Consider the following 21635-nt stretch of genomic DNA (forward strand, 5'->3'; position numbering starts at 1 on the left):
ATAGTATATCATTTGAGTGCTTCCAAACAAAACAAGCGAACCATAAATAGTCCGCTTGTTTCTCCTAAAGTACATTTGTTAAACTTAATGGCTGGGTAAACTGAATCCTTCACCCATTCGAGCCCCATCTGAAAACCGATAAAATTGATAATAATACCGACCGCTTTGTTTATAAAAAAGCTGCCATGCATACTCTCCGTTATATACTCCCGGTAACAACCGCTCAATGCTGATGTCCGGAAGATCGGCTTTTATAATGCTACGTATTTTTGCTTCAGAGGTCCCTTTACTTAGTTCCTCAGCATACACAGCGTCGGCGCCTTCAGCCAACTTCCCGTCTAAAGTAAAGCGAACCCATACCATCAACTCGGTCCCAGCTTCATTCTTCCCTGTTAAGACCCAGTACACCGCATTCTCATCCCACACGGATTTCTGTGCTTTGGTTACCTCTGTCAGACCAGCGCTGGTTTTGGCGACATCCTTTGCGATATCTCGCTCGTTCCATTGATCTTTCATAATATAGGCATAGAACTGGATAAGTCCAAACAGAAGGAGCAGAATCAGAACTGACCCCAGGAGGATCCATTTTTTCCTTTTCTTCAAGGTGCAGCTCCCTTTCTAGTAATATATCTTTTTTGATTATATAACACACCCGTGTGTTTATCCAAAGTTTCATGTCCATCCAACATTATCTAATCATCAAAGCAAGCATAAACGCCTTCGGCGTCCTTATAAGGACGGTAAGCGTTTATGTGAGAAATATAAAGATTTTATAATTGTGCAGCATATAAATACTTATATTTACACAAAAGGCCGTAACTTTTGCAAACGCAGAAAGTTACAGCCTTATAGTTATTCCTTATTATCTTAGACTAGCGCTTGAGCAGCCCCTCAAAGGATTCTTGCGCCTTACGGCGGATAGCTTCCTCATCTAGCGTTACACATTGTCCATGTTTCACAACCTGTTTACCATTCACCCATACATGCTCAACATCTTTGGCACTGGCAGAATAAACGGCATGCGACAATAGATCTGTGTGTGGCAGCAAATGCGGCTGATCTATATCAATGGCGATAAAGTCAGCTTTCATGCCTACAACGAGTCTACCCACATCATTTAAAAAGATAGACTTTGCGCCATACTCCGTAGCCATACGCAGAGCTTCCGGAGCTGGAACAGCCGTAGGGTCACCACTTACACCTTTATGGATGAGCGCTGCAAGACGCATTTCTTCAAACATATCCAAGTTATTATTACTTGCCGCGCCATCCGTACCCAGAGACACCTTCACACCAGCTTTTAGAAGATCCGTAACTCGAGCTACTCCACTAGCCAGTTTCAGATTACTCCCTGGGTTATGAGACACACCTACATTATGACGAGCCAGAATCTCGATCTCTTCATCATTCAAATGAACGCCATGAGCAACAATAGACGGACGTGTGAACATTCCAAGCTTCTCCAGATGCGCTACTGGACGTAGTCCGTAATCCACCACATTTTGCTCCACTTCGCGCTTCGTTTCGGACATATGGGTATGCATCGGTAAATCCAAATCATGTGCCGCCTGTACAAACTTAACAAAGAAGTCCGGTGGGCAGGTATAAGGGGCGTGTGGCGAGATCATCGTCGTAATTCTGCCGTCAGCCTTGCCATGCCAATTGCGTGCAAAAGATATCGCTTCCGCAAGCTTGTGATTCTGAACTTCCACTGGACATAGGCCTATTACGCCTCTCATCAATACGGAACGAATACCTGACAGTTCAACAACCTCAGCCACTCTATCCATATGATCGTACATATCCAGGAAGGTAGTAGTGCCACCCTTTAGCATTTCCAGTACAGACAAGGAGGTTCCCCAGTACACATCTTCTCCGGTGAACTTTTCCTCCATCGGCCACATCTTCTCCTGAAGCCACACCTGAAGTGCTAAATCATCTCCATAACCACGTAGTAACGACATAGCGGCATGACCATGCGTGTTTACTAGACCAGGCATGAACAGCAAACGACTGCCATCAACAACTTGCACACCATCTTCCATCAAAGGCTCTTCTTTTCCTATGTAAGTGATCAAATCATCTTCAATAGTCATATATCCACTCAGAACCGGCTCTTCCGTTCCCGGAGTAAGAAAACGTCCGCCCTTGATAATAGTTTTATTGCTCTTCATGTCCACTTTCTTCCTTTCCGTCTTTCAAATAATAAGCAAGGCTTTGCAAATCCGTTGTAAAATCGGCCGCATGAACCCTGATATTAGGTGGTGTTTTTAGAATCACTGGCGCAAAATTCAAAATCGCCTCAATCCCTGATTCAATGAGGATATCCGCTACATTCTGGGCTTCTGAATCAGGCACTGTAATAATCCCAATTCGAATGCCTTGCTCACGAATCGTCTTGCCTAGCTCCTCCATCGGTTGAACTGTAAGAGAGTTGATTTTCCGCCCAACCTTAGGTGCATATGAATCAAATACAGCGGTGATCTTCATGGTATCCTTCAAATAAGTATTGTAATTGGACAAGGCATGACCAAGATTACCTGCTCCTACCAAAGCCACGTTCAGTTGCTGATCAAGCTTCAAGATATGACGGATTTTCTCGATAAGATAAGATACATCATAACCAATACCTTTTCTACCGAAGTCGCCAAAATAAGCTAAATCTTTACGAATTTGAGCGGGATTCAGATCAAGTTTTTGTCCAAGTTCCTGAGAGGAAACGGTTAATATTTCACGATTCTGAAGATCATTCAAAAAACGCAAGTACACAGGTAATCTGCGAACGACGGCTTCTGATATTTTATCCGATTTCATAATATACCTCCTAAAATAAGTATTACTCTTTTCAAACCCTATCTAAAATCACTTCACCTCGTCTCAATGAAGAGCGGTATTCTGAATACCGCCCTTCATTGTAGAGTGAGTACTTAAACTGAAGACGAACGTTTCAGGAAACGCCTCCGTCCTCCAACCACTCTGCTATACGAGGAACCATTTGATCCGTAAGCATATGCTCCATTTTCGGGCCAGGCAACGAATAAAGGAAATACTTCCCATAGTGAGATTCGATAACCCTAGTATCATAAACAATAACAATACCCCGATCCTGCGCCGTCCGTACCAGTCTTCCAAATCCTTGCTTGAAGCGAATAACCGCCTGAGGAACAGACAACTTCATAAACGGATTCTTCTTCTGGGCTTGTAATAACTCAGACTTCGCCTCCGCTAGTGGGTGATTCGGCGGTTGGAACGGGAGCCTCACGATGGCCAGGCAGGTCAGCGCTTCACCCGGAATATCCACACCCTCCCAGAAGCTGCTTGTACCAAGCAGAACAGAGGCTGCACTGTCTTGAAAACGGCGGATCAGCTTGCTACGGCTGCCACCTTCCACGCCTTGACCTAGCACCGTGATCTCTTGTGAGGCTAGAGCCTCTTTCAGAGGATCATAAACCTGGCGCAGCATCTTATAAGAGGTAAACAGGACAAGCATCCGCCCGCGAGTTGTTACTGCCGCTTCCGCTAGCGACTGAACAAGTGTATCTACAAAACGTGCATCTCCCACACTGCCCTTCACACTAGGAAAATCACGCGGAATAACCAGCAGCGCCTGTTCCCGATACTTAAATGGAGAAGGTAGTAGCGATGTCATCAATCGCCCTTCTTCCGCAGCCTCATTTAATCCAAGATTATCAATCATAAACTGAAAAGACTTATCGACAGAGAGCGTCGCTGAGGTTAACACGATACTCTTCTTCTTGTCGAAGAACAGCTCCTTAAGCTGGGTACTAACATCAACAGGGACGGCATACAGCTGTAGCGATTTGCTGCGGTAATTTCCATTCGCCTCCAGCCAATATACTACATTCTCATCGTTTAATCCCATAAAAAACCGCACTTGCTCACGAATAGAAGCTAAATCCTTAAATAAGCCGCTAATATCGGTAACTAGACTATCTGAAGAAGATTGACCTTCTTGATCGCGCATCTCATTAAGCATTTTATCACCTTTACGGATAATTTCGCTTAATGTCAGATTCATAGTATTCTCTAAAGCAACCAATTCATCCCAATCTTTCGGTTTACGGGCAGGAAGTAAACGCATGACTAATTGTCCAGCTTCCCCCGCTGCTGCATCACTGCGTTCCGGCAAGAGACTGAACAGTTTGTCACTAAGTAGATCCCAGGTTTCTTTTACAGTAAGCAGATCTGGATAGATTCTATCGATGACTCCGCTCCATTCAGAAGCTTCCTCACTGCCTGATGACTGAAGCATTTGGCGAAGAGTAGGGAGTTGGCCATTTCTACTATCCTTGTATAGACGCGATAGTGTATGCGCCACTGTGAAATGCTTCATATGCATGCCTAAATGCTTGCCAGCTACATCCTCCAGATGGTGGGCCTCATCAATAACAAGATGTTCATAAGCCGGAAGTAGCTGGTGACCAGCCTTAACATCTGCGAAGAGCTTGGAATGGTTCGTAATGACCACGTCTGCAATACCAGCTTCATGCTTAGCCCGGTGATAATAACACTTGCGGAACCATGGACACGAACGACCCAGACAGGAATCGGTATCGCTTGCGACCGTCTCCCAGAAATCACCGCCACGACCGCTTAAATTGAGCTCTTCATCATCTCCAGATTCACTTTGGGTCAGCCATACGATCATCTGAGCCGCAGTAAGTGCATCTTCCCTTGGGCTAATAAAGTCTTTTTTGTTAATTTTATGTTCAAACTTACGTAGACACAAATAATGCCCTCTGCCCTTAAAAATTGCAGCTTTAAATGGAAAAGGAACTACCTGCGTTAACAAAGGAATATCTCGCTCCCGCAATTGGTCCTGCAGATTAATGGTATGAGTGCTGACCATGACCTTTTGATCGGTGCGAACGCTCTGATAAATAGCCGGCAACAAATAACCGAGTGATTTACCGGTTCCTGTTCCCGCTTCGATCAGTAGATGTTTGTCTTCGGCGAGTGCCGTAATCACCTCATTGATCATAATATCCTGAGCTTCTCTGCTTTCATACTGTAGTAAAGTGTCTTTAAGCCGTTTGGTTACTTCATCCATATAATCTGTAAAAGATAAATTCTCTAACGGATTCGCAGCATGCTCATCTCTAGGAGGGGCTAACTCATTCCAGTCTCCCACAGCAAGCGCTAATTGACGATAAAATGTCAAATCACCTTCAGGTTGAAGCGTCTCCGCTTCCCGTTCTCGCAGCAGACCATCAAAATACCAGCCCAGATCACTGTCCTCTTCGGTAAACAGCTCACAGAGTCTTTGGATCGTAAGCAGTGGCAGACTGTAAAGCTCCTCCAGACACTTTAACAGCACAAGAGCAGTCGCCAGTGCATCACTATCTGCCTGATGCGGGCGATCGTGTGTCACTCCAAAATGTGCACTGACCGATCCTAGTTGATAGGATGTGAGAGAAGGAAAGCAAATTTTCAGAAAATCAATCGTATCCAAAATCCGCCCTTGAAATGGTAAATACCCACATCGATCTAAAGCGTTTTGTAAAAAATGGAAATCGAATGCGACATTATGCCCTACAAGCACTACATCATCCAGCAGCGGAACAAGCTCCATCATCATCTCATCCAGCTCAGGTGCATCCTTTACATCATCGTCGGTAATCCCCGTCAGACCAGTTATAAAAGGAGGTATCGGCGTTCCGGGCTTGACGTAGGAACCATATACCCGGGAGATGGACCGGTCTTCTTCTATAATTGCAAGGCCAACCTGGATAATTTCACCCACGGATTGGGTTCCCGTTGTTTCAAAATCAAGCACGGCAAATTTCATTATAATTCTATTCCCTTTCAATTGAGACTCTTAATCAGCATAACAGAAGTTGCGAAAAAAGGCGATGCACACCACTGGTTCAGGGGATGCATCGCTTGAATGAAAATGCGGAATAATAAACCGTAAACGAAATATTTTACAACAATGAAACAAGCTGATTTCCGAAATGAAGCTTTCCTCCTCGGCGGCGGCAAACTTCCAAATTAACGGTTGGTTCAGGAAGTGCCGGGTCAAGTTGCAAAGAAAGGCCAAACAGCTCCTGCGCTTCATTGAAACGTTCCTGAGATGCTCGTATGCAGCCTAAAGCATTGTAAACCATTGCTTTCAGCTTGGTTTCCCGTATCAAACTGAGCATATGGTTCAGATGACTCCAAGCAGTTTCCCCATCCCCTTCCTGTAGGTAAGAGATGGCTAAATACAATCGAGCAGCCAAACTATCCGGATATTGCACAATAACTTCTTTAAACTGTTCAATACATTTTCCATACATCAAGAGCTTATAATACCCCTGACCTCTTACAAAAGTATCCATGCACAGCTCGGGCGCTTCCTGCTCTGGCACTTCCTCTTCGACCACTGATGTAATATCCACACTTTCGCGAAAGTGACTAAGCTTTTCAGCAAAAGCCAGCCATTCATCCATCACTTTATCGCTTAGTCTATGCAGCATATTATAATTGCATAAAAGCTCATTCCGGCGGACACCCTCCGCTGTAGGGTAATCTGTTACGATCTCCTGAAGCACCTTGTTCATTTCAGCAAACAAATGTTGAAACATGGGCTATCCCCCCTTACTGAAGATGAAATCAGTTCAGCTTGCCTGACTTCATTTTCTGCGAGATCGGGGTCTTTCATCCCTGCCATTCATTACATGGCGTAAGTCCATTAATTAAGCGATTGTAGCATGCAATTCATGGTCAGCCAGTTTCACGGGTCTGTTATTCTCATCCACGAATACCACCGTTGGCTTATGCGACGCCAGCTCTTCCGAAGACAACATCGCATACGAAATGATAATTACTGTATCTCCCGGATGAACGAGACGAGCGGCCGCACCATTCAGACAGATCACTCCGCTTCCGCGAGGCCCAGGAATGACGTATGTTTCTAAACGTGAACCATTATTGTTATCCACGATCTGCACTTTTTCATTCTCAAGAATATCTGCCGATTCCATTAGATTCTCATCAATGGTAATACTGCCCACATAATTCAAATTAGCTTCCGTCACTGTCGCGCGGTGAATTTTGGATTTCATCATATGTCTAAACAAGAGCGGCAACCTCCTTTGGAATAAATACATTATTGTCAATCAAGCGTGTTCTGCCAAACTTCACAGCAAGCGCTATAATAATTTCCCCATCTACATCCGTTAATAGAACTTCGTCCTCCACGCCTTCCAGATCAGGGAATGTCAGTATTTCCGCATAATCAATTACCGCTAAAGGCGAGCTGGAAATTACCGATGTCAACAATACCCGTACTTCAGCAACTGTTCTTACTTTTCCCTCTTCGATGCACTGACGTGCCTCACGCAGAGAACAGGATAAAACCAGCGCCTGACTACGTTCCTCTGGAGACAAGAATACATTACGTGAGCTAAGTGCAAGTCCATCCGCTTCACGAACGATAGGGCAAGGAACAATTTCAACATTCATATTCAGATCGGACACCATTCGGCGGAGCACAGCGACCTGCTGAGCATCCTTCAGCCCAAAGAAGGCATAATCCGGCTGTACGATATTGAAGAGTTTATTAACGACTGTTGTTACACCGTTAAAATGCCCAGGGCGAGAAGCCCCACAGAGCCTAGTGGTAAGCTCTGATACCGAGACAGAAGTCCGAGTCGGCTGCGGATACATTTCTTCCACGCTGGGGATAAATACAATATCGACACCTTCGCGTTCCGCCAGCTCCAAGTCACGGTGCTCATCGCGCGGATAGGAATCATAATCCTCATTCGGTCCGAACTGAAGTGGGTTCACAAATATGCTCATAACCACCGTGTTGCTCATTTCTCCTGCCCGGCGAAGAAGACTGGCATGTCCCTCATGTAAATATCCCATCGTTGGAACAAACCCAATCGGGGTATGCCCACCTTGTCTCATATACTCCAAAGCTTCGCGTAGCTGCTCAATGCTTCTAACGACTCTCATCTTATTCCCCTTCCTTTCCGGCACCACCGTATAAAGATTCCAGAACTGTTTCATCTGCATTAAACACATGGCCTTCATCTGGGAAGGAACGATCTTTCACTTCTTTCACATATTGGCTGATACCCTCACGGATTAGGTTCCCCACATCCGCATATGTTTTGACAAAACGTTTCTCACGGTAAGGTGATGCATAACGAAGTAAATCATGGAACACCAATACCTGTCCGTCACAGTAACGGCCTGCACCGATCCCAATCGTTGGGATGCTAAGCGCCTCAGAAATCGCTTGTGCTACTTCTTCTGTTACCAGCTCCAGTACCACTGCAAAAGCACCCGCTGCTTCAAGAGCCTTAGCTTCATTCATCAGACGCTGAGCATCCTTGGCATCCTTGCCTTGAATACGGTAACCACCAATCATATTCACCGATTGGGGAGTAAGTCCAATATGACCAAGCACAGGAACTCCCGCAGCTACAACAGCAGCTACAGTCTCACAAATCTCGAGACCGCCTTCCATTTTGACGGCATGAGCCCGGCCTTCCTGCATCAGTCTGCGCACACCCCGCAGGGTCTCATCTATACTTCCGTGATAGGTCATAAATGGCATATCTGCCACGATAAAAGTATTCTGAGCTCCCCGGGTTACTGAACGAGTGTGGTAGACCATATCGTCAATCGTAACGGGTAAAGTTGTATCATATCCAAGTACCACGTTTCCCAGGGAGTCACCCACCAGAATAAGGTCGATACCGGCTTCTTCAGCAAGTTGAGCTGATGGGTAATCATAAGCGGTCAACATGCTTAATCGCGCACCATCTGCTTTCATTTTTTTCATTTTTACAATATTTAGCGCCTGTTTGTTCGCCATTTCTCTCTTCATCCTCCTTTTTGAAATTACATCCCCGTAAAAATCGCAACAAAAAAACCTTTTAGCAAATATTTGCTAAAAAGGTCCGAAGGGCAAAAAAGAGTCACTCGCGATCGTCCCTTCTGTCTCGGTCCTTACGGCTCAGAGCAGAATCCAACGTAACCGTCAACGCAGTTATGAAGGTAATTCCAATAACAAAAATATAATAAGTTCAACAGATCAAGAGTACAGTTCGCTAAACGATACCGCCTCCGACCCATAGTATATCAAAAAGGACTCGGAATTACACGAAAAAAATATGACAGGGGATGACACCCTTGTCATATAAAAAAGATTTATAAAAGCTCAATTTCACCTGAACACACGCTAGAAATCTCCCCTGAGCTGTCTTTAAGGAGTAGTCCGCCTAAGTTATCCAGACCTACCGCCACACCTTCAGAGCGTCCCTGAGGGCTATTCAGCGCGATCTGACGACCCAAGGTAACCGACATCGACTCCCACAGCTCTTTGATAGGCTTAAAACCTTGCTTCATGTACAGATTGTAATGCATCTCCAGCTCATCCAATACCGCTCTTACCAGCTCCGAACGGTCAACAGGAACACCGCCCCGCTGAATCCGAAGTGAAGTGGCTAATTCCTTCAGATGTTCAGGATAATCTTCTTCTGTCATGTTCGCAGAAATTCCAATCCCAGCGATGCAATAATGAAGCTCCCCTTCTCTTAGCGAAGATTCGAGCAAAATTCCACATATCTTACGACCGCCCGCAAGTAAATCATTCGGCCATTTAATGCCGGCATTTACTCCGGTTACTTGGCGAATCGCCTTACAGACGGCAACCCCAGCCAACAGTGTTAACTGAGGGGTTTGTAACAGAGGTAACTTCGGCCGCAACACTATACTCATCCAAATCCCTTTGCCACGAGGAGAGAACCATTTCCTACCCATTCGCCCCCTAGCACCGGTTTGTTCTTCGGCGATCACGGTTGTACCCTCCGGTGCACCGCTTTCTGCCAATCCTTTGGCTTCTTCCTGAGTGGACACGACAGTATCCAGGAGCTGAACTCTGTCTATCCAATTCGAATTGGAAGCTTCTTGCTTCAATTCGGTCAGCGACAGCGCCTCATCATAGCTCATGTCCATCCATCCTTTTTGCTTCAAGCAGCAATAATTGTTTATCGTTCAATAGATCACCTGAAGCAGCAGCTTGCAGGAGTGCATTTAGCATTTTGCCAACCCATGGGCCCGGACGTTTGTCCAATGCCTCCGCCAGCTCATTGCCTGTAACTGCAAGCTCCGAAAGGCTAGTCAGCGGCATTTGCGTGATCCACTCTCTTGCCGCTTGTAAATGGATCAGGCCATTTACAAGCTCTGGCGCCGCTGGGGTGTTGACAGCGGGCGAGATCTTTGAGAACGCTGGGATACTGACAGCGGGTGAGTCTTTCGAGTCCGCTGGCGAGGTCGCAGCGGGAAGGGCAGCTGCTGGCAAGATGGCCAGCAGCGAGAGCCACCCTTCGGCGGCTTCCACGCCGAAGGACAGCACGGCGGCGATCCAGCGCCGCCGTAGTAGATCCGTGCCACCCGGTTCCCCCGGCGGCACTGCTTCAAGGGCAGCGGTCCAAGCTTCGCGGACCCGCAGCACCTGGACGACGCCGGTCCGCGTCGTCCCAGAGAACGTCCATGCCCGCAGCAACTCATCGGCCTCTTGGGCCGACTGCTTCAGGGCATGGAGGAGAAGCGCCCACCGTAGGCGGGCGCTCTCCAGTTCCCCGATCGCGGCCGTAAAGGCGGCAGCAGCCGCCATATCGGTTCCGGTCCAGGGGAACGGGGCTTTGCCGCGCGCAAGTAGATCGCAGCGCGCAAGCATAGCAAGGCCGCGCCGAGGATGCGGTCCTTCAACAATGCGTTCCAGCTCCGCGCGGACACGCTCCACAGCAATATGCGCCAGCTTATCCCGCTTACGCAGTAGCCCCCTCCACGTATTCTTGGCGATGGAGAAATCTAACACCGATGCGAAACGAACGCAGCGAAGCATGCGAAGCGCATCCTCATCGAACCGTTCCTCTGCATCACCCACACAGCGGATCACACGGAGAGCTAGATCCTTCTCGCCTCCGAAAGGATCAATTAGGTCTCCACCCCGCCCGCAGCATATAGCATTGATCGTAAAATCACGACGACGAAGATCTTCCTTCACATCGCTTACGAATACAACATGATCCGGACGACGATGATCGACATAACCACTTTCTGTTCGGTATGTCGTCACTTCAAACCCGTGCCCATCTTGAAGCACGGTGACCGTCCCATGTGCTAGTCCTGTCGGAACACTGCGTGCGAAGATGGCTATCACTTCCTCCGGCACTGCTGAAGTAGTAATATCCATATCATGCACTGGCCTACCTAATAGCTCATCGCGAATGCATCCTCCGACCCAAAAAGCCTCATGGCCGTTTTGAGTTAACTCGAAAATCACATTTTTCGCCGCAATAGCCATAGCGGAAGGCGCCATTTTCCATTCCATTACGAACTCCTTACCCCCTGACTGTATCCAGTCTAGGTACCTTGCGCCCCAGCACACGGTAATAAATATCCTCATACTGACTTGTAATCGAATCCTTACAGAAATCTTTGCAAGCCGTTTCCAGACAAGCTTGTCTGAACTGCTGCACCATGCGATCATCCGATAGGAGTTTAATGGCATATTCCGCCATAGTCGTTGTATCACCAATCGGGGAAATGAATCCTGTCTTGCCATGCTCTATAAGCTCTGGGATCCCTCCGGTTTGAGATCCTATAGTCGGTACGCCACACGCCATCGCTTCCAGTGCAACCAGACCAAAGCTTTCCTTCTCTGAAGGCAACAGTAACAGATCAGCCAACGAAATAACCTGAGCGATCTCATCCTGTCTTCCTAAAAAGCGCACTTTATCTTCCAGACCCATTTCGCTAATCTTAGCTTGAATCTTAGGAAGATCTGGCCCTTCGCCAACAAGCAGCAGACGTGAAGGTATTTCACGATTCACTTTAGCAAATATATCCACCACATCGCTTACCCGTTTAACCGGGCGGAAGTTACTGATGTGCATTAGGATCTTCTCCTCAGGAGAAGCAAAATCTTCCCGCAGATTGGATACATCCCGTGGGTAATAGACACGATGATCCACAAAGTTATAAGTGAGATCGATCTCGCGTGTGATATCCAGCACTTCTCGTGTTTCTCTAATGAGATCCTTCGATACAGCTGTAACCGCGTCACTTTCATTAATTCCAAGACGGATTAGGTCTTTTAGAGATTCGTCCTGTCCTAGTACCGTAATATCAGTTCCATGTAAGGTAGTTACAACCTTTATATCATTACCAAGCATCTGCTTGGCAAGGAAAGCACAAACAGCGTGCGGAACAGCATAATGAACATGGAACAGATCCAGATTCTGCATTTTGGCAACCTGAGCCATCTTAGTAGCAAGTGCTAAATCATAAGGAGGATATTTGAATACATAATAATCGTTAACCTCTACCTCATGGTAAAATATATTTTTTTGAAACTTCCCTAACCGGAACGGAATACTATGTGTAATAAAATGAACTTCATGTCCCTTCTCGGCCAAGAGTTTTCCTAATTCAGTCGCTACTACGCCTGAGCCGCCAAGAGACGGATAACAGGTAATGCCTATTTTCAAACGATCCATATTCCGTCCCCTTCTTCACTTTATGAAGTATGATCCCCCGCAGCAAACAGATCTACTACATAAGGAACTTTTGTTGCAAACCCTTCTGCATAGGAAATGAGTCTCCGCTGTCCAAGCAACATGTCTCTGGAACGAACACGTTCAATGTAACCTTCCGTTAGTGGTGTAGATACAGCATCGGCACCTGGCGGCTTTGTGAACTGGGAGCGATAGCAGGACAACGCCTGTTCCTTCACCCCATATTGTTTAGTAACATCTACAATAAGATCCGTACGTCCTAAATCATTTATAAAATAAAAAAACAACTGTGGAGCCGGAACTGCTGGCTTGTCCGGCATAAATTTACGTAGTTTGGCATTAAAGACAGCTTCTTCTACCAGCTTACTGCATGCAATATGATCAGGATGACGATCTTCCCAATAAGGAGCAAAAACAATCGCAGGAGCAAACCGTCGAATTTCTGCTGTCACAGCTGCCACATGCTCTTCCGTAATAAAAAGCCCTCTGTCAGATAGACCTAAATTTGTCCGCACCGATACGCCAAGCAGATCAGCAGCTTGCTGCGCCTCTTCCTTGCGTAGCTCTACAGTACCGTTCGAGGACATTTCCGCAGCCGTTAAATCGCACAGACCCACTTGAAGTCCTGCAGCGGTATGTTTCGCAATCGTTCCTGCCATACCGATCTCAGCATCGTCCGCATGAGCTCCAAATACAAGAATGTCCAGCTTCATTCATCAACACCTGGTTTGTATTTATGTACTAGTTCACGCCAGGCAAAATCACCACGGTCAATCGCCTTCACCAGCACCTCAGCAGTTGCGATATTCGTAGCTACAGGTATACCGTATACGTCACATAGACGAAGTAAAGCCGTAATATCCGGCTCATGCGGCTGTGCCATTAATGGGTCGCGCAAGAAAATAATAAGATCCAATTCATCCTGTGCTACCATTGCGCCTATTTGCTGATCTCCACCTAAGGGTCCTGACATATAGCGATGAATTTTTAAGTTAGTCACATCCATGATCCGTTGGCCAGTAGTCCCCGTAGAAAATAGTTCATGACCTACAAATACATGCTCATAGGCTAATACAAAATTTACAATTTCATCTTTTTTACGATCATGTGCAATAAATGCGATCTTTAACATGGTGTTCTCTCCTGTCTATTCTATAAAGTGCTCAAATCCATAGATCAAGCCGGTATATCCCATTACCTTTTGAATCCCCATCTTAACACCTGGCATATATCCTGCTCGCTCATAAGAATCATGCCGGATTTTTAATGATTGTCCGAACCCGCCAAAAATCACTTCTTCTTGAGCAAACACGCCAGGAAGACGGACACTATGTATCCGGAATCCATTATAATAACCTCCACGGGCACCTTCAATGGTTTCTTCTTCATTAGGGTTGCCTTGTCGAAGTTCTTCCCGTACTTCTGAAATCATCTCTGCCGTTTTGATTGCAGTTCCGGATGGAGCATCCAGCTTCTGGTCACCATGATACTCGATAATCTCCAGATGTGGGAAGTACTTTGAAGCTTGGGCCGCAAATTTCATCAAAAGAATAGCCCCTATGGAGAAATTCGGAGCAATGAGTCCGCCTATCCCCTGGTCTTGACACTGCTTGTCCAGTTCCACAATTTGCTCCGGTGTGAATCCGGTTGTACCGATAACCGGACGCACTCCATATTTAATAGCTAGCGCTGTATTCGTATAAGCTGATTGCGGTGTAGTGAAATCAACCACAACATCTCCGTTGCTTCCCGCGAGGGCAGCCTCAAGATCTGAAGTTACAATGACTCCTGAGTCTTCCAGACCTACTAGACGACCTGCGTCAATATCCATCGTTGAACGATCTACCGCAGCTGCTAGCTCCAACTCTTCGTCCTGCAGCACAAGTTTAACAACCTCTTTACCCATTCTCCCGCCTGCGCCGGATACGATAACTCTGATCTTGTTGCTCATATCTTTTCATCCTCGCTTTCACTGGTTATATAGTTATTGCATATACGATTGTATGGATTTCTGAAGGTCTACCATCAATTCTCGCAAACCAGAATCATCCGGATGTAAAGATATCACTTCTTTCAAGGCAGCCATAGCCTGCATATGTTCATTCACCCGACTATGAGCGATGGCAAGCCATACATAAGCATCCCCATATAATGGATCAAGGGTGATGGCCTCTTTAAGCAGCGTAATCGGATGATATGGGTTGCGAGTTTTGTTATCTTCATCTTCTATCAACCGCTTAGCTTCTTGAACATGCATCATAGCTTGCAGATGCTGTAGATGGAGACTATACTCAGGTTTGCTGCCATCTAACTTCATAGCGGCCTGAGCATGAACTAAAGCTTTATCTAGCATACCACTGCGGGCATACGTAATGGAACAACGATATCTGACTTCAGCATCAGCCGGACTTGCTGCAATCGCGGCCTCAAAGCAAACAATAGCTTCTGCAAAGTCACTACGCAATATAGAGCGGTAAGCTTCTCTTACATAATCTCTTTGATCCATATACACACCATCCTCACAGCTAAATCCCGTTCGTTTGGTACAGCATATGTTTTAGAGGCCTAATCGGTGTCTTTTGGCGTCCAACGCCCCGCGTCTCGGGTATTGAACTTATGCATGACCTTATTATGCGCTTCTGTCAGATCTATCCCAAGAGAATTTGCAAAACAAACGGTAATAAACAAAATATCTCCCAGTTCAAGCTCAATAGAATTCTCGGCCTCATCAGACTTCTTCGGCTTCTCACCGAATTCATGATTGACTTCCCGGGCCAACTCTCCGACTTCCTCGGACATTCGGGCCAACATAGACAGCGGACTGAAGTATCCTTCTTTAAACTGCGATATATAAGCGTCTACTTCACGCTGAATGTCACCAAGACTTCTGTCCATAAAATGTATCTTCGCCCCCTCTATTTATCTTGCCTTCTGTTTGCCCCTATGTTATCGTAAAGACGTTTTGAAGACAAATCTTTTTTGAATATTTTAACACCTGCAAGAAAAGGTATACTTATTATAGGAAAAGAAAAACTGCCTTAACAGGGCGTAACGAGGGATTCTATGAATTCAGACAAGGTAATCAAAATTAGCAAAACAGTTGCTCCCATCATGCTCGGAACCGCAGTATATGCATTTGGACTACTGTATTTCATCATTCCCAGTCAACTAATGGAAGGCGGCGTAACGGGAATCACACTACTCCTTAATTATGCCTTTAACATTCCGATCTTTTTAACAACTCTGCTGATCAATCTCCCATTGTTTCTGCTGGGTTGGAAAGTCCTAGGCGGCCGTCAAATTGTGTACACAGGTGTAGGGATCGGGTTTTTATCCTTTTTCTTGTGGATCTTCGAAAGATTGATCTCTGCTGGATGGATTGTGCCGTTCAGTACCGAACATGACTTTATTCTTGCTGCGCTTTACGCAGGGGTAACGCTTGGAACAGGGCTTGGAATTGTATTCCGTTTTGGTGGCACTACAGGTGGCGTAGATATTGTCGCAAGAATTCTAGGACGGAATTTCGGCTGGAGCATGGGGCAGATTATCCTGGCTATCGACATTTTCATTATCGGCTCTTCTATCTTCTATATTCCCAAAGAAAAAATACTATACACACTCGTTGCAGTGTTCATCGCCTCGCGTGTCATCGATTTTATCCAGGAAGGCGCCTATGCCGCAAAAGCTTTTACAATCATCAGTGATGAGGCACCCCAAATCGCTGATCTAATTACAGCAGAATTAGAACGAGGAGTAACGCTCATCCCCGCAATCGGTGCGTATTCCAAGCAAGCCAAGCATATGGTATACTGCGTGGTTTCTAGACAGGAAATTCGCCGTCTTAGTCTACTGGTCAAATCGATTGATCCGCACGCATTCGTAATTATCAGCGATGTACACGATGTACAAGGCGAAGGATTTAGAGAAACGTAAATAAAAAGGAGCGAGGACTCTTCCCCGCTCCTTTTTGTTATTTATCCAACCATTTCGCTAAATTGGCTTGATGTTCTGATCTTCTCCACGGTACTTACGGTAGCCCGCATAAGCTAATACAGCGATAATAAAGCTTGCGGCTAGCCCTCCCCAAATCCCGAATTCTTGCGATGCCAACGGTAATGATAAAGCCGGTTCATCCTTCTCTTTTCCGAACATCACCCGTACCGCATCCTGACCGTAAGATACAATTTCAAGTAACCGGGTCCGTTCAATTTTTTGTGAGGAAGAAGAAATGCCTGCTGCATAAGAGAGCCAAGAATCAAAAGCATTTACAACTTCAGGTTGCCGGGAGACTATCACCGCTGGCCGGATATTTTCGTACCTGCTCTGCAGCCTCTCTACAGACGCTTTCCATCCTACTAGATCATTTGCAGCACCACTTTGCTCCATCGCATTTAGGTCCTCACGGATTAGCTTATAATACTGAAGCCAAATAGGCTGCCCGGGTTGATTCAGACTGTTGGCGGCTAGTCGTAACTTGGTGGCTGTAGCCTCCAATTGCTGCTGAGATACTTTTGCGCTTGCCACAGCAGCCTTCAGGTCCAGAACAACCCCTGACAACGCATTAATACCCTCCACAGAGGTCATTCCTTCAAAGGAAGAGGACACAAAGATCCTGGAGATCTCTTCAGTCTCTTGACGGACCTTCATCACATCCCCTTCCAAAACATACCCATACAATGCCTCAGCGGCTTGTTCTAGCTGCTGTGCTCCAGTCTTTCCACTCATCACTGCCAAACCGTTGCCCGAACTAACGTCGGCACTTTGCTTTGAAACATTACCAGAACCTTCACCAGCATCCCCTTGCGCTGCTGAAGCTTTTACAACACCCATGCTGGTCATTAGCCAGCAGAATACTAGAACAACCAACACATAATATCTCCCGCGGAGCATGAGACATCCCCCTCCTACCTAAGAAGAAACGACGTTGTCGTTTTTAAAGACGATATTCGTTTCTCGTAAAATTATAAGGATAAAGTATAGTATAAAACTTATACTTCTTATAATTCTAAATGTATGGCAGGAGGACAAGGGTTAGAACTGCTTACTATCGTCTATTCTTAAACTGATAGATTGACTCTTCTGGTCTTTGTCTTCTACTAAATAACCAAGCAGCAACAACACTAAACACCGTAAGTGCCATTGTGAAGTATTGCACCTGGGTAACATCATCATTCAGTACAGAAGGTAACCATGGGTATATGCCGTAGGAATAGTCCAGCATATCGTTAGCAAGGGTCCAGAACAGTGCTAGCGGAATCATTTTACGGAAAGAAAAGAATCGTGCATAAATCAAGGCTTCTACTGCCATCCCCAAATGGGAGATAACCAGCATCCAATCTTTCCAGACTATAAGATCTCCTTGATAACTTCCTGCAAAAATAATACTTACCGCCCAAATCCCATACTTCACAGACGTCACTACCGCTAACGCTTCAATAAGTTCCCTTACGTTGTTTCCAGTATAGCTTTTTGGAGGAAAGAGCATCAGCAACAGAGCCAAGGTAAAGAACAAGCTTGCAGTTGGGCTATCCGGAACAAACGGAAGTAGCCACAGTGGATAATTGGCCGCTGTAAATTCCAGTTGATCTCCATACCATATGTAGCCATAAATTGTACCGAGAAGATTTACGATAAATAACAACCCAATGATTCCTCGGTGCTTAAACAGTTTATCAAACCTATGAACTGACATACAGATTATTAACCTCCCAGGTAGTGGCAACTTTACATTTAGACATACAAAAACCTGACCGCATGCTCGATCAGGTTTTGCGTTATTATTATTTTACTGTTCGCTTTTTTGTTTGGCAAGCCAGCCTGCCAAGGTATCGATATCCTGTTCCGAAAGACCAGCCCCCAGAGCGGTATCATACATTTTCGGCATCTGCCCTTGACCCTCTTTTATAATAGTAAGGATTGCTTCTTTATCAAGGGTGTCCCCAACGCCGCGAAGTGAAGGTCCACCTGCCCCTTTCAAATCCGCCGCATGACAAGAGATACAAGTAGCTTGCTTAAAGAGCCCCATGGCAGGATCATCTTTGTCCACAATCGCTACTTCCTTAGCTTTAACTGCACTGGAGGTTGGAAGGCCCTTCGCCTTATTCTCCGCCGCCTTCTCTTCCCGCTGAACATCTTCAGGAATTTGGCCGGTTTCAGCCATTTCATGTTTGTATTCAGTCCAAGCCGTATTCGTTAAGTACACAATCGCCGCAAGTGACAAGAACATTAAAGATGAAGCAATAGGTCTACGATAGAAGCGACGTTCTTTACCCGTATCGAGAAAAGGAGCCAACAAAAGCGAACCAAAAGCTACACCAGTTACTCCTAATGTACCCAGAACGATATAATCACCAGAAGCATAAGGAAGCTTCAAATACTGATAAAGAAACAAGAAATACCAGTCAGGAATTGGGATAACCGTAGCACTCGCATTCGCAGGAAACCCTAGTGGCGCTGGCTCTGAAATAGTAAGCACTAATATTCCTACAAGTACAACGACGCCAACCATCCATTCTTTCAGTAGAAAGTTAGGGATAAAGGCTTCCGATTTACCAGGATAGGCTGAATAATCCGGAGGTGTAATAAATCCGTTCCCTCTGCGAACCCTGGAATCACCGACGTATACAACCTTTTCCTTAGAATTGTTTCCATGTGCCATCCGTATTCCTCCTCTCTCAGTTTAACTTACAACGGTCCAGAAATCCCTTGTCTGCGGATCATAATAAAGTGTCCTACGAGCAGACTAAGAAGCACCGCTGGGAGGAAGAATACATGTAGTGCAAAAAACCGAGTTAACGTTTCTGCACCAACAATCGTACCGCCTTGCATAAGTTCTTTCAGAACGGGTCCCATCACTGGAACAGAGTTGGCAATTTCAAGTGTAACCTTTGTCGCAAAGTAAGCTTTATTGTCCCAAGGCAATAAGTAACCCGTCAAGCCGAGCCCCAACATTACGAAGAAGATGAGCATTCCAACCACCCAGTTCATCTCACGTGGAGCTTTGTAAGAGCCTGTAAAGAAAACGCGCATCGTATGAAGGAACATCATAACAATAACTAGACTGGCGCCCCAGTGATGCATTCCGCGGACAATTTGTCCAAAAGCAACACTAGATTGTAAATATTCAACACTAGCATAAGCATTTATAATGTCTGGTACATAATACATTGTTAAGAACATACCCGATAAAATCTGAATCACTGTAATAAAAAAGGTCAGTCCGCCAAAGCAATACACAAACGCAGAGAAGTGATGGGCCGGGTTAACATGCTCAGGAACCTCGTGATCGGCCACGTCCCTCCAAATTGGCGTAACATCCAAACGTTCGTCAATCCAGTTATAGACATTTTTAAACATCAGAATCTACGCCTCCTCACTAGCTACTGTATTAGGCACAATATCTCCTAAAAGAACCCACCCGTTATCAAATTTCGTTTTATACTGGTCAAGCGGTTTTGGAGCAACTTCGAGATTCTTGCCGAGCTTCGTGTAACGCGCACCGTGGCAAGGGCAATGATATTCGTCCGGATAAGCCTTATCATTGTTCCATCCGACCGTACATCCCAAATGTTTACAAATGGGTGAAAGCGCATAAATATCACCCTTTGCGTCTTTACGGATCCACGCAGTCAGTGTTGCTGTGCTGTCGTACCATCCATCCTTCTGTTTCAATTCAAAAGTAAACTCTTGGGGCTCTTCGGTGATTTTGCTTATTTCAGCAACCTTGATGAAATCTCCTGCGCCCTTCTTATGTAATATTGGGTCCACGACAAAACGGACCATTGGGAGAATTGTACCTGCCCCCATAAAAGCAGTAGCGCCACCTAGTGTGTAGGTCAAAAATTGCCTGCGCGACATCTCTTTACGGCTGGGTGGTTGTTCAGGCCAAATATCCTGTTGTTCATTATGGCTGCTCATACTGTTATATAACCCCCTTCTCAAGATATAAGAAAGTATCTAGTGGTGTCCGATCAGAGATGCCTTACTATAAATAATCCGTTTTCAAATCTTTTCAATGAAATACATCACATACCAATTCGATTCAACCTAATAATAGCTTAGGCTCCAAAACCCGTCAAGAATATTGTCTAATTTGTGACAGGCCAAAAAGTGATTTTTACCTTTAATTGTTGATTTTCTGTCACATTTAAACGAGGTTCATCGTTGCCACATCTCTTGAATTTTCATACCAATATCAATGTTATTCTTACTTTCCTGAGAGGCTTCAATGATAGGCAGAGAGAGCACTAAATCGCTTTCAACGATTTCTCTCTGCTGAAGTGCTATATCCGCTGTTAACACTACAGCGTACTGGAAACCACTGGATTTGACTTTTCGGCAAACCTCATTGATAAGATCGACATATCCTCCCCCTCCATACTGAATGGCTGGATAAGTTACAATACGTCCCTTAAATGGTTTTTCCACCAAATCCATGAAATCACGTAATCTTTCCAATGCTTGAACCGCCTCAGGTGGACTCTCGAACCCACTTAATCCTGTAAATGGTATGAGACATGTATCATAGAATTTTCGATTTTCTTCCCAATGCTCCACTTCGAAATCACTGAATTTCATTTAACGTCCATCTCCTTCTGTACAACCCTTAGTTTTTCGACTTTTCACAAATTTGCCCGAAGTTATAAATCCCATTATATTGAAAGAGGGGGACGAACGTCTAGATTTAGATTTTCACTTGTCTCCTTCACTCTCAAATGTTACAGAAAGTGAGTTGATTAAGGTTGGATACTCAAGTAACTACGAAATTTAAAATTTTCAAGACAGTTAATGAGGTATTTGAAGCTATAATTGACCCTGAGAAAATGTCTAACTATTGGTTCTCATGGGGCGGATCTGATCAAGAAACGGTGGTTACGATTACCCTAACGGAGCTGGAGCCTGCGAGTACAGTCATTGAAGTAAATGAATCTGGTTTGAGAGAAAACGACCCCGAGATCGTAAATAAAATGATCGATCAAAAAGAAGGCTGGGTATATGTACTCACCTGTCTAAAAGCATATTTAGAAAATGGGGTTCATACTTTGAGAGCTTCATTACTCCATTAGAAAACATATCAAATCGAGTAGGAGGAGG

The 21635-nt window shown here is 45.4% G+C and carries 24 protein-coding genes; 2 read left to right on the plus strand and 22 right to left on the minus strand.

What is annotated here, in order from left to right:
* Positions 1-84: 84 nt before the first annotated feature.
* From MHH52_RS19605 to MHH52_RS19680, 16 genes are all read right to left on the minus strand, one after another.
* The gene (locus tag MHH52_RS19605; RefSeq protein ID WP_313640873.1) at positions 85-603 is read right to left on the minus strand and encodes a DUF5590 domain-containing protein; all 519 of its coding nucleotides are present in this window, start codon (positions 601-603) and stop codon (positions 85-87) included.
* 269 nt (positions 604-872) lie between these two features.
* Positions 873-2174, minus strand: a complete 1302-nt coding sequence (locus MHH52_RS19610; protein WP_313639705.1) for an amidohydrolase — start codon at positions 2172-2174, stop codon at positions 873-875.
* Positions 2161-2814 (minus strand): redox-sensing transcriptional repressor Rex, encoded by a 654-nt coding sequence (locus MHH52_RS19615; RefSeq protein WP_313639706.1) that lies wholly within the window; start codon positions 2812-2814, stop codon positions 2161-2163. Before MHH52_RS19615 ends, MHH52_RS19610 begins: the two co-directional genes overlap by 14 nt.
* Before the next feature lie 133 nt (positions 2815-2947).
* Entirely contained in the window at positions 2948-5809 is a 2862-nt protein-coding gene (gene dinG / locus MHH52_RS19620) for an ATP-dependent DNA helicase DinG (RefSeq protein ID WP_340004124.1), read from the minus strand.
* 136 nt (positions 5810-5945) lie between these two features.
* Positions 5946-6587 carry a hypothetical protein gene (locus MHH52_RS19625; protein WP_340004125.1) on the minus strand — a complete coding sequence of 214 codons (642 nt, stop codon included), beginning with the start codon at positions 6585-6587 and terminating at the stop codon, positions 5946-5948.
* Positions 6588-6698: 111 nt separating this feature from the next.
* Positions 6699-7082 (minus strand): aspartate 1-decarboxylase, encoded by a 384-nt coding sequence (gene panD, locus MHH52_RS19630; RefSeq protein WP_340004126.1) that lies wholly within the window; start codon positions 7080-7082, stop codon positions 6699-6701.
* Positions 7075-7965, minus strand: coding sequence for a pantoate--beta-alanine ligase (panC, locus tag MHH52_RS19635; protein ID WP_340004127.1), 891 nt, complete (start codon positions 7963-7965; stop codon positions 7075-7077). The genes panD and panC overlap by 8 nt, the downstream gene beginning before the upstream one ends.
* A 1-nt stretch (position 7966) precedes the next feature.
* Positions 7967-8833: a 3-methyl-2-oxobutanoate hydroxymethyltransferase gene (gene panB, locus MHH52_RS19640; RefSeq protein WP_340004128.1), complete on the minus strand. Its 867-nt coding sequence runs from the start codon at positions 8831-8833 to the stop codon at positions 7967-7969.
* A gap of 335 nt (positions 8834-9168) precedes the next feature.
* The gene (locus MHH52_RS19645; protein WP_340004129.1) at positions 9169-9969 is read right to left on the minus strand and encodes a biotin--[acetyl-CoA-carboxylase] ligase; all 801 of its coding nucleotides are present in this window, start codon (positions 9967-9969) and stop codon (positions 9169-9171) included.
* Positions 9959-11356: a CCA tRNA nucleotidyltransferase gene (locus tag MHH52_RS19650; RefSeq protein WP_340004130.1), complete on the minus strand. Its 1398-nt coding sequence runs from the start codon at positions 11354-11356 to the stop codon at positions 9959-9961. Before MHH52_RS19650 ends, MHH52_RS19645 begins: the two co-directional genes overlap by 11 nt.
* 10 nt (positions 11357-11366) lie before the next feature.
* Positions 11367-12524: an N-acetyl-alpha-D-glucosaminyl L-malate synthase BshA gene (gene bshA, locus MHH52_RS19655; protein ID WP_340004131.1), complete on the minus strand. Its 1158-nt coding sequence runs from the start codon at positions 12522-12524 to the stop codon at positions 11367-11369.
* Between the two features lie 20 nt (positions 12525-12544).
* Positions 12545-13255: a bacillithiol biosynthesis deacetylase BshB1 gene (gene bshB1, locus MHH52_RS19660; protein WP_340004132.1), complete on the minus strand. Its 711-nt coding sequence runs from the start codon at positions 13253-13255 to the stop codon at positions 12545-12547.
* Complete coding sequence (locus MHH52_RS19665) at positions 13252-13674, minus strand: methylglyoxal synthase (RefSeq protein WP_340004133.1); 423 nt, start codon at positions 13672-13674, stop codon at positions 13252-13254. Before MHH52_RS19665 ends, bshB1 begins: the two co-directional genes overlap by 4 nt.
* A gap of 15 nt (positions 13675-13689) precedes the next feature.
* Positions 13690-14493 (minus strand): 4-hydroxy-tetrahydrodipicolinate reductase, encoded by an 804-nt coding sequence (gene dapB, locus MHH52_RS19670; protein ID WP_313639717.1) that lies wholly within the window; start codon positions 14491-14493, stop codon positions 13690-13692.
* A 33-nt stretch (positions 14494-14526) separates the two neighbouring features.
* Positions 14527-15048: a tetratricopeptide repeat protein gene (locus MHH52_RS19675; RefSeq protein ID WP_042190136.1), complete on the minus strand. Its 522-nt coding sequence runs from the start codon at positions 15046-15048 to the stop codon at positions 14527-14529.
* 59 nt (positions 15049-15107) lie between these two features.
* Complete coding sequence (locus MHH52_RS19680) at positions 15108-15437, minus strand: nucleotide pyrophosphohydrolase (RefSeq protein ID WP_313639718.1); 330 nt, start codon at positions 15435-15437, stop codon at positions 15108-15110.
* A gap of 168 nt (positions 15438-15605) precedes the next feature.
* Here MHH52_RS19680 and MHH52_RS19685 point away from each other — a divergent pair, with 168 nt between their 5' ends.
* Positions 15606-16475, plus strand: a complete 870-nt coding sequence (locus MHH52_RS19685; protein WP_313639740.1) for a YitT family protein — start codon at positions 15606-15608, stop codon at positions 16473-16475.
* A 57-nt stretch (positions 16476-16532) separates the two neighbouring features.
* Here MHH52_RS19685 and MHH52_RS19690 read toward each other — a convergent pair whose 3' ends face one another.
* The 6 genes from MHH52_RS19690 to MHH52_RS19715 all read right to left on the minus strand — a co-directional run bounded on the left by MHH52_RS19690 (position 16533) and on the right by MHH52_RS19715 (position 21119).
* On the minus strand, positions 16533-17432 hold the full coding sequence (locus MHH52_RS19690; RefSeq protein WP_340004134.1) for a sporulation protein YpjB: 900 nt from the start codon (positions 17430-17432) through the stop codon (positions 16533-16535).
* Positions 17433-17586: 154 nt separating this feature from the next.
* Positions 17587-18234 (minus strand): DUF1405 domain-containing protein, encoded by a 648-nt coding sequence (locus MHH52_RS19695; protein WP_313639720.1) that lies wholly within the window; start codon positions 18232-18234, stop codon positions 17587-17589.
* A gap of 93 nt (positions 18235-18327) precedes the next feature.
* On the minus strand, positions 18328-19200 hold the full coding sequence (locus tag MHH52_RS19700; RefSeq protein WP_313639721.1) for a c-type cytochrome: 873 nt from the start codon (positions 19198-19200) through the stop codon (positions 18328-18330).
* A 26-nt stretch (positions 19201-19226) separates the two neighbouring features.
* A complete protein-coding gene (locus tag MHH52_RS19705) occupies positions 19227-19898 on the minus strand; it encodes a cytochrome b6 (RefSeq protein ID WP_042129529.1) in 672 nt (223 codons plus the stop codon).
* Positions 19899-19904: 6 nt separating this feature from the next.
* Complete coding sequence (locus MHH52_RS19710; protein WP_340004135.1) at positions 19905-20459, minus strand: ubiquinol-cytochrome c reductase iron-sulfur subunit; 555 nt, start codon at positions 20457-20459, stop codon at positions 19905-19907.
* 240 nt (positions 20460-20699) lie between these two features.
* Positions 20700-21119, minus strand: a complete 420-nt coding sequence (locus tag MHH52_RS19715) for a DUF2487 family protein (protein ID WP_340004136.1) — start codon at positions 21117-21119, stop codon at positions 20700-20702.
* Positions 21120-21283: 164 nt separating this feature from the next.
* Here MHH52_RS19715 and MHH52_RS19720 point away from each other — a divergent pair, with 164 nt between their 5' ends.
* Positions 21284-21607, plus strand: a complete 324-nt coding sequence (locus MHH52_RS19720; RefSeq protein ID WP_340004137.1) for an SRPBCC domain-containing protein — start codon at positions 21284-21286, stop codon at positions 21605-21607.
* The last annotated feature ends 28 nt before the right edge of the window (positions 21608-21635 follow it).

The sequence above is a fragment of the Paenibacillus sp. FSL K6-0276 genome, assembly GCF_037977235.1.
GTDB lineage: Bacteria > Bacillota > Bacilli > Paenibacillales > Paenibacillaceae > Paenibacillus_AQ.

Bases quoted from the DNA above. Each gene is read 5' to 3' on its own strand.
- MHH52_RS19610 (WP_313639705.1), bottom strand. From the start codon at position 2,174: ATGAAGAGCAATAAAACTATTATCAAGGGCGGACGTTTTCTTACTCCG.
- MHH52_RS19615 (WP_313639706.1), bottom strand. From the start codon at position 2,814: ATGAAATCGGATAAAATATCAGAAGCCGTCGTTCGCAGATTACCTGTG.
- dinG (WP_340004124.1), bottom strand. From the start codon at position 5,809: ATGAAATTTGCCGTGCTTGATTTTGAAACAACGGGAACCCAATCCGTG.
- MHH52_RS19625 (WP_340004125.1), bottom strand. From the start codon at position 6,587: ATGTTTCAACATTTGTTTGCTGAAATGAACAAGGTGCTTCAGGAGATC.
- panC (WP_340004127.1), bottom strand. From the start codon at position 7,965: ATGAGAGTCGTTAGAAGCATTGAGCAGCTACGCGAAGCTTTGGAGTAT.
- panB (WP_340004128.1), bottom strand. From the start codon at position 8,833: ATGGCGAACAAACAGGCGCTAAATATTGTAAAAATGAAAAAAATGAAA.
- MHH52_RS19645 (WP_340004129.1), bottom strand. From the start codon at position 9,969: ATGAGCTATGATGAGGCGCTGTCGCTGACCGAATTGAAGCAAGAAGCT.
- MHH52_RS19650 (WP_340004130.1), bottom strand. From the start codon at position 11,356: ATGGAATGGAAAATGGCGCCTTCCGCTATGGCTATTGCGGCGAAAAAT.
- bshA (WP_340004131.1), bottom strand. From the start codon at position 12,524: ATGGATCGTTTGAAAATAGGCATTACCTGTTATCCGTCTCTTGGCGGC.
- bshB1 (WP_340004132.1), bottom strand. From the start codon at position 13,255: ATGAAGCTGGACATTCTTGTATTTGGAGCTCATGCGGACGATGCTGAG.
- MHH52_RS19665 (WP_340004133.1), bottom strand. From the start codon at position 13,674: ATGTTAAAGATCGCATTTATTGCACATGATCGTAAAAAAGATGAAATT.
- dapB (WP_313639717.1), bottom strand. From the start codon at position 14,493: ATGAGCAACAAGATCAGAGTTATCGTATCCGGCGCAGGCGGGAGAATG.
- MHH52_RS19675 (WP_042190136.1), bottom strand. From the start codon at position 15,048: ATGGATCAAAGAGATTATGTAAGAGAAGCTTACCGCTCTATATTGCGT.
- MHH52_RS19680 (WP_313639718.1), bottom strand. From the start codon at position 15,437: ATGGACAGAAGTCTTGGTGACATTCAGCGTGAAGTAGACGCTTATATA.
- MHH52_RS19685 (WP_313639740.1), top strand. From the start codon at position 15,606: ATGAATTCAGACAAGGTAATCAAAATTAGCAAAACAGTTGCTCCCATC.
- MHH52_RS19690 (WP_340004134.1), bottom strand. From the start codon at position 17,432: ATGCTCCGCGGGAGATATTATGTGTTGGTTGTTCTAGTATTCTGCTGG.
- MHH52_RS19695 (WP_313639720.1), bottom strand. From the start codon at position 18,234: ATGTCAGTTCATAGGTTTGATAAACTGTTTAAGCACCGAGGAATCATT.
- MHH52_RS19700 (WP_313639721.1), bottom strand. From the start codon at position 19,200: ATGGCACATGGAAACAATTCTAAGGAAAAGGTTGTATACGTCGGTGAT.
- MHH52_RS19705 (WP_042129529.1), bottom strand. From the start codon at position 19,898: ATGTTTAAAAATGTCTATAACTGGATTGACGAACGTTTGGATGTTACG.
- MHH52_RS19710 (WP_340004135.1), bottom strand. From the start codon at position 20,459: ATGAGCAGCCATAATGAACAACAGGATATTTGGCCTGAACAACCACCC.
- MHH52_RS19715 (WP_340004136.1), bottom strand. From the start codon at position 21,119: ATGAAATTCAGTGATTTCGAAGTGGAGCATTGGGAAGAAAATCGAAAA.